Genomic DNA, 14604 nt, shown 5'->3' with positions numbered 1-14604 from the left:
GGTGCGCACCGCGCACCGGGGCCGTCTCGCTACCCCCTGACACCCTCCGGGGCCGCCGCCCCGCCGCTCTCGGGACGGTCGGCGTGAGCGCTCTGGGAGTGCTTGACCTCAACTTCGGTTCAGGTTTTAGCGTGAGCGTTTCGCGCAGCACCACCGCAACCCGGAAGAGAGCGACTTCGATGAACACCGCTTCAGAACGAACCGATGCCCAGCCGGCCGTGACCGTGATCGGGTTAGGCGAGATGGGTTTCGCGCTTGCCGAGGCCTTCCTGGACGGCGGGCATGCGACCACGGTGTGGAACCGCACGCCGGAGAAGGCCGACCGCCTGGTCGCCAAGGGGGCCGAGCGGGCCGCGAGCGTCCGTGACGCCGTTGCCGCCAGCCCTCTTGTGATCGTCAGCGTGAAGGGCAACGCGACGGCCCGCGCGGTTCTGGAATCGTCGGGCGACGCGCTTGCCGGCCGCTCGGTGCTCAACCTCACGGATGGGACGTCGGAAGAGGCCAGGGCCGTGGCCGAGTGGGTCAGGGGCCGGGGCACGCGGTATCTCCATGGACAGATCATGACGATCGCCCCCGGCATCGGGGGAGCGGAGACGGTGATCTTCTACGGCGGTTCCGACGCCGTCTTCGGCGACTTCCCTTCGACGCTCCGGCTCATCGGCGGCCGGGGAACGCTGATCTCGGCCGACGCCGGCGTACCGGCCCTGTACGGGATGGCCGTGCACGGCACCATGTGGGGCGCGCTCAACGGATTCCTGCACGCGGCCGCCCTGCTGTCCAGCGAGGGCATCGAGGCGAAGCGGTTCCTGGACGACGCCGGCCCGTCCGTCGCCGCGCTGATGGCGTCGTTCCCGATGATCGCCGACGAGGTCGACCGCGGGGAGTACGCGACGCAGTACGGAGCGCTCCAGCACCACCGGCCCTCGCTCGAGGACCTGGTCCGCGAGAGCGAGGCGCGGAACATCGACGCCGACTTCCCCAATTACACCCTCGACCTCGTGAGCAAGGCCGTGGAGAACGGTCATGCCAATGACAGCTACTCACGTCTGATCGAGCACTTCAGGGAGAAGTGAGCGCGGATGGGCGACGCCGTCCGCTGAGCGAAGTCGCTTCCGGTCCCAGCACCGGCCCGCACGCGCCGGACGCGGGCGTGCGGGCCGGCTGAGGGCCGTGCGACGGGGCTCCTGGGGTGACCTGGCGACCGACGGTGACAGATCCGCTACGAGGGTGATCCAGGAACCCGCAGGTCAGGGGCTCCCCCAGGTACTGGTTCGCTCCCAGGGGTGGCGGTCAGGCAAGATGGGGTGTACCTGCCCACTCACTCTTTGCCGGACGGTTTCTCTTGGCTGAGTACATCTACACGATGCGCAAGACGCGCAAGGCGCACGGCGACAAGGTCATCCTCGATGACGTGACGCTGAGCTTCCTGCCCGGTGCGAAGATCGGTGTGGTCGGCCCGAACGGTGCCGGTAAGTCCACCGTCCTCAAGATCATGGCCGGTCTTGAGCAGCCGTCCAACGGTGACGCGTTCCTGTCGCCCGGCTACACCGTCGGCATGCTCCTCCAGGAGCCCCCGCTCGACGAGTCCAAGACCGTCCTCCAGAACGTCCAGGACGGCGCCGCCGAGATCATGGGGAAGCTTCACCGCTTCAACGAGGTCGCCGAGCTCATGGCGACCGACTACTCGGACGCGCTCATGGAGGAGATGGGCAAGCTCCAGGAGGACCTGGACCACGCCAACGCCTGGGACCTCGACGCGCAGCTCGAGCAGGCCATGGACGCGCTGGGCTGCCCGCCCGGTGACTGGCCGGTCGTCAACCTCTCCGGTGGCGAGAAGCGCCGCGTCGCGCTCTGCAAGCTCCTCCTCGAGGCACCCGACCTGCTCCTCCTCGACGAGCCCACCAACCACCTGGACGCCGAGTCCGTGCAGTGGCTGGAGCAGCACCTCGCCAAGTACCCCGGCACCGTCGTCGCCGTCACCCACGACCGGTACTTCCTCGACAACGTGGCCCAGTGGATCCTGGAGCTCGACCGTGGTCGCGCCCACCCCTACGAGGGCAACTACTCCACCTACCTGGAGAACAAGGCCACCCGCCTCAAGGTCGAGGGCCAGAAGGACGCCAAGCGTGCGAAGCGTCTGAAGGAAGAGCTCGAGTGGGTGCGGTCGAACGCCAAGGGGCGTCAGGCCAAGTCCAAGGCCCGTCTCGCTCGCTACGAGGAGATGGCCGCCGAGGCCGACAAGATGCGGAAGCTGGACTTCGAGGAGATCCAGATCCCGCCGGGCCCGCGCCTGGGCTCCATCGTCGTCGAGGTCGAGAACCTCTCGAAGGCCTTCGGCGACAAGGTCCTCATCGACGACCTGAGCTTCACCCTGCCCCGTAACGGCATCGTGGGCGTGATCGGCCCGAACGGCGCCGGCAAGACCACGCTCTTCAAGATGCTGCAGGGCCTGGAGACCCCGGACTCCGGCTCCGTCAAGGTCGGCGAGACCGTCAAGATCTCGTACGTCGACCAGAGCCGCGCCAACATCGACCCCAAGAAGACGCTGTGGGCCGTCGTCTCCGACGAGCTGGACTACATCAACGTCGGCCAGGTCGAGATGCCGTCCCGTGCCTATGTGTCCGCCTTCGGTTTCAAGGGGCCGGACCAGCAGAAGCCCGCCGGCGTCCTCTCCGGCGGTGAGCGCAACCGCCTGAACCTCGCGCTCACCCTCAAGCAGGGCGGCAACCTGCTGCTCCTCGACGAGCCGACCAACGACCTCGACGTCGAGACCCTCTCCTCGCTCGAGAACGCGCTCCTGGAGTTCCCGGGTGCGGCCGTGGTCATCTCCCACGACCGCTGGTTCCTGGACCGGGTCGCGACGCACATCCTCGCGTACGAGGGTGAGTCGAAGTGGTACTGGTTCGAGGGCAACTTCGAGTCCTACGAGAAGAACAAGATCGAGCGGCTCGGCGCGGACGCGGCACGTCCGCACCGCGCCACGTACAAGAAGCTGACCCGAGGCTGAGCGTGCGTCACATCTACAGCTGTCCCCTGCGCTGGTCGGACATGGACGCCTTCGGGCATGTCAACAACGTCGTCTTCCTGCGGTACCTGGAAGAGGCGCGGATCGACTTCATGTTCCGGCTGGCGCCGGGCGACGGTTCACCGTCGTTCTCCGGCGGGTCCGTCGTGGCCCGGCACGAGATCGACTACGTACGGCCGCTGGTGCACCGGCACCAGCCGGTCACCATCGAGTCGTGGGTCACGAAGATAGGCGCGGCGTCCCTGACGATCGCGTACGAGATCAAGGACCCGGACGTGACGTACGTCCGGGCCTCCACGATCGTCGTCCCCTTCGACCTGGAGGCCCAGCGGCCGCGCCGTATCTCCGCCGAGGAGCGCTCGTTCCTCGAGGAGTACATGGACGACGGGATGACAGCCGCCGCATGATCGCGCCGCTGCACTTCGCCGACGCCAGGGAGGCGGCGGACCTCGCCGCCTTCCTGGCCCGGCTGATCCACTACGACCGCGCCGCCGCCGTCCGCCTTCAGGCCGGGGGCGGCGCGCTCGCTGTGTTCGGCCGGCCGCCGTCGTTCGAGGTGCTGGCCATCCGCACGGCGCGGCTTGTCGACGAGGTGGAGCTGGACGTCACGGTGTCGGCCGGTGAACTCCTCGAAGGCGTCGAGGAGTCGGCCGGCAAGGCCGTCGTCCCCGACGCCGTCACGGGACCGCCGTGGACCGGCGTCCTGCCGCCGCGGGGCGGCTGGGAGCCGGTGACCGGAGTGCCGGGAGTGGTGGCACTGCGCGGCGCGGTGGCAGCGGCCGTCTCCGAATTCCGGGCGCGGGACGAGGAGTTGCCCGAGGGGCGCCGGACGCGGGCGGAGCGGGACCGGATCGGCCGCGAGATCTGGTCGCGGACGGTCGCGGACACCGGGCTTCCGCTGCGGGCCGTGCACGCGGCGCAGTCCCTCGGTTTCCTGCCCCCGCACGAGGTCCCGGTGGCGCTCCTCACCTCGGGCCCCTGGCTGCGCCTGCGTACCCCGTACGGCTCGATAGCCCTGCGTATGGTCCCGATGTCGCTGACCGTCGCCCCGACCTCGCGGCACAGGCACTGACCTTCAGGCGAGCCGCGTGAACCCCCGGGAGGGCCTGCGCCGGACGGCCACGACACCGACGGCCAGGGCCCAGTAGACGATCAGGGCCGCGGTCAGGGCCGTGTTCCCCCAGCCGACGGCGCTGTAGAAGTCGGCCGCGTCCGTCCCGAAGAACAGGGACGGTACGAAGGCCACGTTGACCGCCGCGACGGCGTAGGCGCTCCACCCGGCCCAGCGCGGCAGGACCCCACTGCGCAGGATCGCGTACCCCGCGGCCACCAGCAGGACCGCCGTCAGAAGCCTGGCGACCGATCCGTGCAGCAGCATGTTCGCGTGGGCCAGCGGCCCGTCGACGGTGGGATCCAGCGTCCCGTCGGGACGCTGCAGCACCGTTCCCGCCTCGATCGACGCCGCGACCAGCGTGACGGTGACGTAGGCCGTGCCCGCGCCGAAGACGAGGCTCGCCGGCCACTCGAACGCCGGGCCGGCGCCGCGGATCAGATGACGCAACCCCGTCAGGAAGACCAACAGGGCCCCGCACGTCAGGATGTTCAGCAGGATTCTGGCGAGGACGTTCGAGGCCGGCGGTGCTCCGGAGTACACGAAGTACAGCGGCACGCCGACAGCGGCGAGCAGGCCGGCGGCGATGCCGCAGGCACCCATCATCCGTCGTATCCGTAGGTCGTCCATGGTGGTCCCTTCCTCGGTCGATCAGGTGTCGGGGGTCAGTGGGGTGCGGCCGCGGCCTCGATGCCGTCGAGCAGCCGCGCGATCCCATGGCGGACGATCGGGGTGACGTCGCCGTCCTCGTCCTCGTCGAGCCCCTCCTCGCCCGCGAGCGAGCAGAGGAGGGGGAAGCGCTCCGGGTCGAGCCGCCGGGCCAGCACCTCGCCGTACGCGGCGGCGCTTTCGGGATCGAGTTCGGTGGCCACCCGCGCCAGGTCGCGAACGGCACTGGAGACGAAGGTGGCGAGCGGGATCAGTTCCTCACGGGGCAGGCCCGCGCGGTCCAGCGGTCTCAGGAGCGCCTCGAACCAGGCCAGTTCGTTCGGGCCGACCGGTGCGCTCGACGTCGGGACCCGCAGCATCCACGGGTGTCGCAGATAGAGGTCCCACAGCGACGCCACCCACGCCTCGACCTCGGCGCGCCACCCGGCCTGGGGAGACGGGGGCGCCGGTGGACGGCCGGTCGCGAAGTCGGTCATCGCCGCGATCAGTTGATCCTTGCCGGGGATGTGCCGGTAGAGGGCCATCGCCGTGCAGCCGAGTTCCGTGGCGACGCGCTGCATCGAGAGGGCGGCCAGTCCCTCGGCGTCGGCGGCGGCCACCGCGGCGTTCACGATCCGCCGGACGCTGAGCCGGGGGCGGTCCTCGGGCTGCTCCTCCGTGTCGGCGCGCCACAGGAGGTCCGCGACCGCGCTCAGGTCGTGGGGCGTGGCGGGACGGCCACTCCGGTCTGCGCGCGTCATGGGCACTCCAGCAGGTTGTGTTTACGCGATAAACTCAGCGTACGCCATAAAGAGAAGCGCATACCAGTCCCCTGGTGCGTGGCGAAGCCCGCCGGGGGCGAGAGCCGCCCCCGGCGCCCCGTCACCCGGCCGCGCCCTCCGGCCCCTTGTCGTCCGGCCACACCCCGATGTGGTCCTGTTCCAGCTCCAGCATCACCCGGTGCTCCATGCCCAGCGTCTCCGTGTACTCCGCCGGCAGCTGCAGCCGCCCCGCGCGGTCGAGCATCGCGTACTCGCGCGCCACCAGGGACTCCTGGCCCTCCGCGTCGACCTCCGTGCGGCGCAGGACCTCCGAGGAGGTGCGGCCGTCGCGGATGGCGACCGTGCGGCGGACCTCGGAGGCTACCGCCTGGTCGTGGGTGACGATCACGATCGTCGTGCCCAGCTCCTCGTTGGCGCGGCGGAAGGCCGCGAAGACCTGTTCGCCCGTCGCCGAGTCCAGTTCACCGGTCGGCTCGTCCGCCAGCAGCACCGAGGGGGAGTTGGCCAGCGCGACCGCGATCGCCACCCGCTGCTGCTGCCCGCCGGACATCTGGTGCGGGCGCCGGTCCCGGCAGTCCGCGACGTCCAGCATCGCGAGCAGCTCCTCCGCCCGTTCGCCCTTCCGCCCCGCTCGGCCCCGGCCGCCCCGCAACTGCATCGGCAGGGCCACGTTCTGCGCCGCCGTCAGATACGGGAGGAGGTTGCGCGCCGTCTGCTGCCAGACGAAGCCCACCACGTCCCGCCGGTACCGCAGCCGCGCCTTCGCGTCCATGGCCAGCAGATCGCAGCCGGCGACCTTCGCCGCGCCGGCCGTCGGCACGTCGAGGCCCGCCAGGATGTTCATGAGGGTCGACTTGCCGCTGCCGGACGCCCCGACCAGGGCCATCAACTCGCCCTCCTTCACCAGGAGATCGAGTCCCTGGAGCGCCTGCACCTCCACGCCGTCCGTGGTGAAGATCCGTACGAGCCGGTCGCAGGCGATCAGGGCGTCGTGCCCGTACGAGGGCCGGTCGCGGTGCGCGGTCGCCCGCTGTTCCAGCTCCGCAAGGCTGATGTCCGTCATCGTGCGTCTCCTGCCCTGAGTTCCTTGATCGAGCCTGTGCGCGCCGACCACCACGCCTGAAGGACGGCCGCCACCCCTGTCAGGACCACCACGCCGAGCGCGGGCAGCCCCAGCGACCACGGGTCCGCCCGCAGGGTCGCGCCGTCGAGGACGCCGAACCCCGGCGCCGCCGCCAGCGAGAGCCGGACCAGGTCCACTCCCGGCCCGAGCAGCAGGATCGTCGCCCAGCCGACGAGCGTGCCGCCGACCGCGGCGAGCAGCGCCTGCGGCAGCGCCTCCAGCCCGAGGAGCCGCCGGCCCTGCCGCCGGGTCAGGCCCATGGTCCGCAGCCGGGCCAGGAGCATGGCCCGCTCCGGCGCGGACTGCGTCAGCGACAGCAGCACGGCCAGCACCGCGTAGCCGGCGCCCGCGCCGATCGCCGCCAGATAGATCCGCTCGGCGCCCGACTGCATCGGCGAGTCCACATAGGTGGCCCGCCGTTCGGTCCGCAACACCACCGAGAAGTTCGGGGACTTCGCCGCGACCACGGCCCGCAGCGCCTTCCCGTCGACCGAAGGGCCGGACGCCAGCAGCGCGGTGTCCGTCCGGTTCGTCAGATCGGCGGCGTTGACCAGCAGGAAGTCCCCGCCGGGCAGGGCCGGGGTGGCGGCCCGTACCGCCATGATCCGCACCTTGAACTCACCCGCGGCCGCCGTCACGCTCTGCGGCTCGCCGCCGAGCCGCGCCGCGACCGCCGGGGACGCGATCGCCGGCAGGATCCGGTCGTGGTCGATCCGGCCGCCTGTGCCGGTGGACTTCAACAGGCCGGCGGGGAAGGGCCCGAAGCCGGTCTGCCGGGCGAGACGGGTGTACGACTCCGGTTCCACCCCCACCAGGGCCGCGGACCGTGCCTCCTGCGTGCGGCCCGTCCCGGCCGGCAGCAGCAGGCCGTACTCGATCTGCACCGCGGCCACGTCCCGCACCCCCGCCGACCCGCGTACCGCCGTCGCCAGGCCGTCCGTCAGCGGCATCCCGTCGGTGTTCCCGGTGACCCGTGCGTCCGCGCCCGTCTCCAGGAGCGCGGCCCGGTCGCGGGCGTCGGCGACCCCGGCGATCACCGAGCCGCCGAACGCGGCGGTCGTCAGCGCCACGAGCAGCGCGAGCAGCGGCAGCGCACCGGTCGCCGAGGAACGCCCGGCCCGGGCCAGCGACAGATATCCCACCGCGCCGCGCAGCCTGCGCGCCGGGCGGGCAGCCCACCGCAGCGGCAGCGGATACAGCCGTACGAGCACCAGCGCGGCGATCAGCGCGACCAGCACCGGGGCCGAGCTCACGAGGTAGTCCCCGGAATCCTCCGTACCGCGTCGGCGCAGCGCCACGACCGCGCCGACGGCCAGGACGAGCACGGTGAGTTCGGCGACGGTACGGCCCCGGGAGGGGCGGGCGTCGATCAGGTCCTGGCGCCCGCCGTGCGTGAGCGGCCTGCGGTGCAGGAACAGCGCGCGCAGCGGCAGCGCCGGCGTGGCCAGGAGCGCGACCGCGCCGGCCGCGGCCAGGGCCGGCAGGAAGCGGGCGCCGGGGAGGACGACCGTCGCGAGCAGCAGACCGAGCCCGGCGGCGGGCAGGGCCAGGACGGCCGTCTCGCCGAGCAGCCGGACGCCGATGCCCGCGAGCGAGCCGCCGCGCGAGCGCAGCAGCGCCAGCTCGGCGGCGCGCCGCGCCGCGAACAGACCGCCGGTCATGGCGAGGACGACCGCCGCGACCGCGCCGATGCCGAACGCGGCGACGGCGACGACCGGGGCGATCGCCGTACGCATCCCGCGGTAGGCGCCGACGACCTCGTCGAGGTCGGTGTCGACCGCGCCGTTCCGGCCGATCGCCTCCCGGACCCGCACCAGGCCGGGGCCGCCGGACATGGAGGCGACCGCGTCTCCGAGCCGGGACGTGTCCTGCGCGGTGAGATGGCCCGAGGCCGGCGCGAGGCGCCAGTACAGCTCCGGCTCACCGCTGCCCGTCAGGAGCACGGGGCCGGCGGCGGGCGGGAGCAGCAGCGCGGCCTGCCAGTAGAACTGTGTGCCGTCGCCGCGCGGGACCACGGCGTACACGGGGGACCGCAGGAGGGGTTCCACGGACCAGTAGGCGCCCGCGGGCCGCACGGGCTCCACGATGCCGGTGATGGTGACGGCGAGCGGGGTCGGGGAGAACTTGGTCGGCACGTGCACCACCGAACCGACCTTCAGCTTCAGGGACTTCGCCGTCGACGTGGTGACGGCCGCCTCGCTCGTGCCCTTGGCCGCGTCGGCCCCGGCGGGCAGCCGGCCCTCCCGCACCGTCGTGTGCTCGGCGAGCCCGGACGGTGTGGCCATCGTGAACTCGGGTGGTATCCCGAACGGTCGGGGAAGCCAGGGGTCGAGTCCGGTGACCCGCTTCGTGGTCCGCACCCCGTGCACCGACTCCCGGGGGTCGGCGCGCAGCGGCTCCGGCAGCAGCTCCTCCAGCGCGGCGCGGTCCTTGGCCAGCCGCTCGGGCTCGATGCCGCCCTCCGCGGGTACCCGCGGAAGGAGCGTCGTGATGCCGAGGACCGCCTTGGCGGGCGCGGCGGTGGCGATGTCGTGCCGCAGCCCCTCGGTCTCGTACCTGTCGACGGTCCGGGGGAGGGCGGCGGCGAGGAAGGCGGTGACCAGGACGAGGAGGGCGAAGGCCCATGCCGTCCCGGGGGCGGTCCGCAGCCGGGTCCGCACCCAGGGCGCCACGGCGCGGGCGGGCTTGCGGGGCATGGCGGTCGCCTTCCTGCCGGGTGCGGTACGCATCACTGGTCCCCCTGGTGGCGCAGGGTCACGGCGGGGTCGGTGCGGCGCAGCGCGATCGTGGCGACGATCAGCAGCGGCAGCGCGGCGACCCCGGCGAGGAGCAGGGCCACGTGTCCGGGCGGGAGTTCGACCAGGACGCGGGGGACGGGCCGGGTCGCCTGTCCGGTCAGGACGACCAGGGGGACGACGGCCCGGGTCAGCACGGCGCCGAGGGCGACGCCCACCAGCAGGCCGATGCCGACCAGCAGGCCCTGTTCGGCGGCGATCAGCCGGGCCAGCTGGCGGCGCGGGGCACCGAGCGCCCGCAACACCCCGAACTCGGCGGACCGTTCACGGGTCGAGCCGGCCGCGCTGACCGCGAAGCCGACGGCCGCGAGCGCCGCGGCGGCCGCCGCCACCGCCATCAGCGCGGCGTTGGGCCCCGCGCCGAGCGGGTCGCCGAGCAGCTCGGCGGCGGCCTCGTCCCGCACGAGCACCTGGCCGGGGTCGGTGTCCGGGCGGGCACGCAGCGCCCGGGCGACCTCGTCGGTCCGGCCGGGTGCGGCGGTCAGCCACCACTCGGTGGGCGGCAGGGTCGCGGTGCGGTCGTCGGCGAGGTACTGGTTGGCCGCATGCAGGTCGAGGAGGAGCGCGCCCCCGTCGTCGGGCGTGGCGGACGGCGCTGTCGCGGACACGGCCCGGGCGCCGCTGCCGGTGGTGGGCAACTCCCGGACGCTGTCGACGATCGTCACCCGCAGACGCAGGCCGGCGAGCGACACCTCCACCTCGTCGCCCTTCTTCGCCCCCGCCGCCGCGAGGAATGTGTCGCTCGCCACCCCGAGCAGCGTCTTCGGCGGGGCGGGCCGCGGCGCGGCGACCCGTACGTTGAAGTCCTCCGGACCGTCGAAGGGATCCGTCCGGGAGAAGCCGTCGACGTCGTATCCGACCGAGAGCGGCGCGGTGCCGCCCGGGCCCGGGGTGAGTGGGATCGGATCCTGCCACTCGCCGTTCGCCGTCGTCCGGTGCTCCGCGGTCCAGGAGGCGAAGGGGCGGGGGATGTCGAGCGGGCGCTCGGCGCCGCGCTCGTGGAGGGAGACGAGCCGCTCGACGGCGAGGGTCTGCCGCCCGCCCGGACCGTCGGCGCTCTGCCCGTCCAGCTCCACGCCGGTCAGGTGCAGCACGCCGCCGGCCGTCGGGCCGGTCCCGTCGGAGCCGAGGTCGAGGGCGAGCCGGTGCGGCTTGCCGTCGGCGGGCAGCGGCCCGAGGAGCTGACGGTACGGAACGCCGTGCCGGTCCTCCAGGACGACCGTCACCTGGACGGTCGCCGTGCCGGGCGGCGCCGTGCGCCGCAGGTCGAGGGCGAGGCCGCGGCTGCCGGTGGGCAGGGCGAGCCCGGGGCGCGCGGCGTCCTTCGGGGTCAGCGAGGTCAGCAGGGCGGAGGCGGGGCGGTCGGCGAGGTCGTCGCGGAGCAGGATGCCGTCGGCGGCATGCCGTGTGTCCAGGGCGAGGACGGTCGCGGTCCGGTTCTCCGCGAGGTCCGTGGTGGCGCGGTGCGCGGGGGCGGCCGAGCCGAGCCCGGGCAGCGCGGCGTACCGCCCGGCCTGGGTGGGGTCGGGGGCGCCGCCGGCGAGGACCCGGAGTGCCGTTCCCGTACGGAAGTCGGCCCGGTCCTCCTGCGAGCGGTCCCAGGAGGCGCTCTGTCCGATGGCGAGCATCCCCATCGCGACGGCGAGCACGAGCAGCAGCACCGGGCCCGCGCCGCGCAGCGGCCGGCGGCTGAACTGCCAGCCGGCGAGCGCGGTCGGCAGCCCGCGGCCGCCCGCGGCGCGCCGCTCGGCGAGCCTGGCCGCCGGAGGCAGCAGCCGCAGGGTCAGGACGGTGCCGGCGAGCAGCGCGAGCGCGGGCGCGGCCACGAGCAGGGGGTCGATGCCGAGGGAGCCCCCGCGGTCGCCGCTGAGCGCACCGGCACCCCCGGACTCCCCGGTCTGCCGGTCGAGCTGCCAGTAGGCGACGGCGGCGACGAGGAGGAGGCCGATGTCGGCCCCCGCCCGTACGGGCCCGGGCAGCGCGGCCGTCCGTCCCTTGCGGAGCCTCACCACCGCGCCGTCCCCGGTGCTCAGCGCGGGTGCCACCACGGCGGCCGCGCAGCAGACGGCGACGAGCGTCGCGACCAGGGACACCTGGCCGAGGGGGGCGTCGTCGAGCCGTAGGCCCAGCGCGCCGAGCGAGGACCGGTCGGCGAGCAGCCGGGTCAGCGGACCGGCGAGGAGCGGAGCGATCACGGCGGCGGGCAGGGCGAGCAGCAGCGCCTCGACGGCGGCGAGCGCGGCGATCCGGCGCCGCGAACCGCCCCGGGCCCGCAGCAGCGCGGTCTCGCCCGACCGCTCGGAGCTGAGCAGCCGGGCGACGAGCAGCAGGGCGTACGCGGCGAGCAGCACCAGCTGCACCGCGACGATCATCAGCGTAGACCGGGAGACGAGCAGGGCCCGGTCGGTCTGTTCGAGGACGGTGGGCAGCGAGGTGTGCGCGGTGACGGTGGAGCCGAAGCGGGAGGTGCCGGAGGCGAGCGCCTTCGGCTCCGCCGTGGCGGAGGCGCGCAGCGCGTCCATCCGGCCGGTGGTGACCCCGGCGAAGTCGGCGGTGGCCAGCCAGGACGTCTCGCCCGTGGTGAGACGGCCGGAGCCGAGGACCGCGGGGTCGGCGACCAGCGGGCCGTACGTCGTGAACACGACGGTCTGGACCCCGCGCCCGCCCGCCGGATCCAGCTGCCAGTAGAGGTCGGTGAGGTCGGTGGGTCGGTAGACGCCCGTGATGCGGGCCGTGACGGGCTTGCCGCCGAGCCGGTCGGTGAGATCGAGTACGGTCCCCGGTCCGATCCGCAGCCGCTCGGCGGCTTCCTCGGGCACGGCGACGTCGATCGTTCCCCCGGCCGCGCCGTCGCGGGGCCAGGCGCCCTTCACGAGCGTGAGGCGCGAACGGTCGAGCGCGGCGATGTGCGTGAGGTCCGGTTCGCCCAGGCGCGCGCCCGGATCCTGAAGGCTCCGGGGCAGCGCGTACGGGCCCGAGCGCTCCAGCTTCCGCACCTGCACCGGCAGCCCGTCGAAGGTCCGGGCGGCCGCCTCACGCGTCGCCGCGTCGGCGCCGTCCCGCTTGCCCGTCGGCACCTGCGCCGAGACCACCAGCGCGGCGGCGGGCGCGGCCCGGCCCCGCAGGGTGCCCTGGAGGGCGGCATCGCCGATGGAGCCGGAGAAGGCGGCGAGGGCCGCGAGCACGGAGGTGGTCAGCAGGACGGCGAGAAGCGCCGCGGCGAGCAGCAACCGGTGTGCCCTGACACGCAGAAGTACGAACCCGGTCACCCATCCCCCTGAACCGCACCGAACGTTCATCCGATGCTTTCAGAGGGCACGTGCCCCTGGTAACCGCTTGCACGGGGACCTTGACTCGATCGTGACCGTTATTCGGGGCCACGACACCGGAATGCGTCAGTCCGCGGTGTTCACCATCGACGCCGCCGCGTACGTCAGGTACTTCCACAGCTGGCTCTCGTGCTCGGGCGCCAGACCGAGCTCGTCCACCGCGTCCCGCATGTGCCTCAGCCAGGCGTCGTGCGCCGCCTTGTCGACCGTGAAGGGGGCGTGCCGCATCCGCAGCCGGGGGTGGCCGCGGTGGTCGCTGTAGGTGCGGGGGCCGCCCCAGTACTGGATCAGGAAGAGCACGAGGCGCTCCTCCGCCGGCCCGAGGTCCTCCTCGGGGTACATCGGGCGCAGCAGGGGGTCCGCCGCGACGCCCTGGTAGAAGCGGCGGACGAGACGCCGGAAGGTCTCCTCGCCACCCACCTGCTCGTAGAAGGTCTGCTCCTGAAGTGTGCCGCGCGGAATCTCCATCACCGTTCCATCGTCTCAGATGCCCCGACCGAGGACCGGAGGTCCAGGGGGTATCTCGTGGCGGGGGGCGGGGCGGCGCGGGGGGCGCGGGCTCGGCGAGCCCCCCCACGCCGCCCGCCCGGCGGGGCGGGGGGGGCGCCCGCCCCCCCCCCCCCCCCCGACACACCCCTAGGACCACCGGATCATCCGGGACCGTTCGCCTCCCCACCGCGCGCGCAGGACAGTGGAGGCATGGGCGCTCAGCCGGAGGACGGCTTCGCCGAGGACGGCGCACGGGCGCGACGGGTTCTCGTACGGGAGATAGAGGCGTACGGCGCTCTGCGCGACCCCGCCTGGCACACGGCCTTCTCCGAGGTGCCCCGCCATCTCTTCGTCCCCTCCTACTACGTCTCCGGGACCCGCGGCTACGAGCGGCTCTGGTCCGGCGACCCCGACCCCGGCCGTCGCGCACGCTGGCTGCGCGGCGCCTACCAGGACGAGCCGCTGGCCACCCGCGTACGGGACGGGGAGCTGCTCACCTCCTCCAGCCAGCCCTCGCTGATGGCACAGATGCTGGATGCCCTGGAGGTACGGGACGGGCAGGACGTCCTGGAGATCGGCGCAGGCACCGGCTACAACGCCGCCCTGCTCAGCCACCGGCTCGGCGCCGGGCACGTCACGACCGTCGATCTGGACGAGGAGATCACCGAGTCCGCCCGCGTCCATCTCGCCGCCGCCGGGTACCGGCCCGCCGTGATCACCGGTGACGGCGCCCGAGGCTGCCCCGACCGCGCTCCCTTCGACCGGATCGTCGCGACCTGCACGGTGCCGTCGATCCCGTACGCCTGGCTCTCCCAGTGCCGCCCCGAGGCGCTCGTCCTGGCCCCGCTCTCCACCGGGCTGATCCTGCTGCGGGTGCGCGACGCCTCCCACGCGGAGGGCCGCTTCCTGCCCACCTCCGCGTACTTCGTCGCGCTGCGCGGCGGAAACGCCCGCTTCCCCCGGCGGCGACCGATGGGTCTGCCGCGGCAGGTGTACGACGACGAGCGCTTCCGCTTCCTGCGCACCCTGGCGGAGGACACCCTCGACGCGCGCGAAGCGCTCTCGCTCTGGCAGCGCGAGCGGCGGCCCGAGCGGGAGCGCTTCGGGGTGACGGTGCTCGGGGGCCGGCAGTGGGCCTGGCTGGACGACCCCGAGGGGCCGTACGCCTGGCCACTGCCGAGCGGCTGATCCCGGGGTCGCCGGGACCCTAGGGGGTGTCTTTCCGATCATGCCGGGCTCGCGGCGCCTGGCACCGCGCCTCGCCGCGTTGTCGTCGGTCGCCAACGCTCCGCGTTGACTCCC

Annotated in this window: 11 protein-coding genes; 5 read left to right on the top strand and 6 right to left on the bottom strand. The window is 73.5% G+C overall.

Annotated elements, in window-relative coordinates; genetic code table 11:
• Nucleotides 1–179: 179 nt before the first annotated feature.
• The 4 genes from ACFVZW_RS34775 to ACFVZW_RS34760 all read left to right on the top strand — a co-directional run bounded on the left by ACFVZW_RS34775 (nt 180) and on the right by ACFVZW_RS34760 (nt 4097).
• Entirely contained in the window at nt 180–1073 is an 894-nt protein-coding gene (locus tag ACFVZW_RS34775; protein WP_384530135.1) for an NAD(P)-dependent oxidoreductase, read from the top strand.
• Between the two features lie 269 nt (nt 1074–1342).
• Nucleotides 1343–3007 (top strand): energy-dependent translational throttle protein EttA, encoded by a 1665-nt coding sequence (gene ettA / locus ACFVZW_RS34770; protein WP_384530132.1) that lies wholly within the window; start codon nt 1343–1345, stop codon nt 3005–3007.
• A gap of 2 nt (nt 3008–3009) precedes the next feature.
• Nucleotides 3010–3432 carry an acyl-CoA thioesterase gene (locus ACFVZW_RS34765; RefSeq protein ID WP_384530129.1) on the top strand — a complete coding sequence of 141 codons (423 nt, stop codon included), beginning with the start codon at nt 3010–3012 and terminating at the stop codon, nt 3430–3432.
• Complete coding sequence (locus ACFVZW_RS34760) at nt 3429–4097, top strand: hypothetical protein (protein WP_384530126.1); 669 nt, start codon at nt 3429–3431, stop codon at nt 4095–4097. Before ACFVZW_RS34765 ends, ACFVZW_RS34760 begins: the two co-directional genes overlap by 4 nt.
• Nucleotides 4098–4100: 3 nt before the next feature.
• On the opposite strand, the gene ACFVZW_RS34755 is transcribed toward ACFVZW_RS34760, so the two are convergent.
• The 6 genes from ACFVZW_RS34755 to ACFVZW_RS34730 all read right to left on the bottom strand — a co-directional run bounded on the left by ACFVZW_RS34755 (nt 4101) and on the right by ACFVZW_RS34730 (nt 13284).
• Complete coding sequence (locus ACFVZW_RS34755) at nt 4101–4766, bottom strand: hypothetical protein (protein ID WP_384530123.1); 666 nt, start codon at nt 4764–4766, stop codon at nt 4101–4103.
• 35 nt (nt 4767–4801) lie between these two features.
• Nucleotides 4802–5545, bottom strand: a complete 744-nt coding sequence (locus ACFVZW_RS34750) for a TetR/AcrR family transcriptional regulator C-terminal domain-containing protein (RefSeq protein ID WP_384530120.1) — start codon at nt 5543–5545, stop codon at nt 4802–4804.
• A 121-nt stretch (nt 5546–5666) separates the two neighbouring features.
• Nucleotides 5667–6629 (bottom strand): ABC transporter ATP-binding protein, encoded by a 963-nt coding sequence (locus ACFVZW_RS34745; RefSeq protein ID WP_384530117.1) that lies wholly within the window; start codon nt 6627–6629, stop codon nt 5667–5669.
• Entirely contained in the window at nt 6626–9418 is a 2793-nt protein-coding gene (locus ACFVZW_RS34740) for an FtsX-like permease family protein (RefSeq protein WP_384530115.1), read from the bottom strand. The genes ACFVZW_RS34745 and ACFVZW_RS34740 overlap by 4 nt, the downstream gene beginning before the upstream one ends.
• Complete coding sequence (locus ACFVZW_RS34735) at nt 9418–12753, bottom strand: FtsX-like permease family protein (protein WP_384530112.1); 3336 nt, start codon at nt 12751–12753, stop codon at nt 9418–9420. Before ACFVZW_RS34735 ends, ACFVZW_RS34740 begins: the two co-directional genes overlap by 1 nt.
• Before the next feature lie 126 nt (nt 12754–12879).
• Nucleotides 12880–13284, bottom strand: a complete 405-nt coding sequence (locus ACFVZW_RS34730) for a globin (RefSeq protein WP_384530109.1) — start codon at nt 13282–13284, stop codon at nt 12880–12882.
• A gap of 228 nt (nt 13285–13512) precedes the next feature.
• Here ACFVZW_RS34730 and ACFVZW_RS34725 point away from each other — a divergent pair, with 228 nt between their 5' ends.
• Nucleotides 13513–14490, top strand: a complete 978-nt coding sequence (locus ACFVZW_RS34725; protein ID WP_384530106.1) for a methyltransferase domain-containing protein — start codon at nt 13513–13515, stop codon at nt 14488–14490.
• Nucleotides 14491–14604: the final 114 nt, after the last annotated feature.

Source organism: Streptomyces sp. NPDC059567 (genome assembly GCF_042735655.1).
Lineage (GTDB): Bacteria > Actinomycetota > Actinomycetes > Streptomycetales > Streptomycetaceae > Streptomyces.
This window is presented reverse-complemented; position numbering and strand designations above follow the sequence as displayed.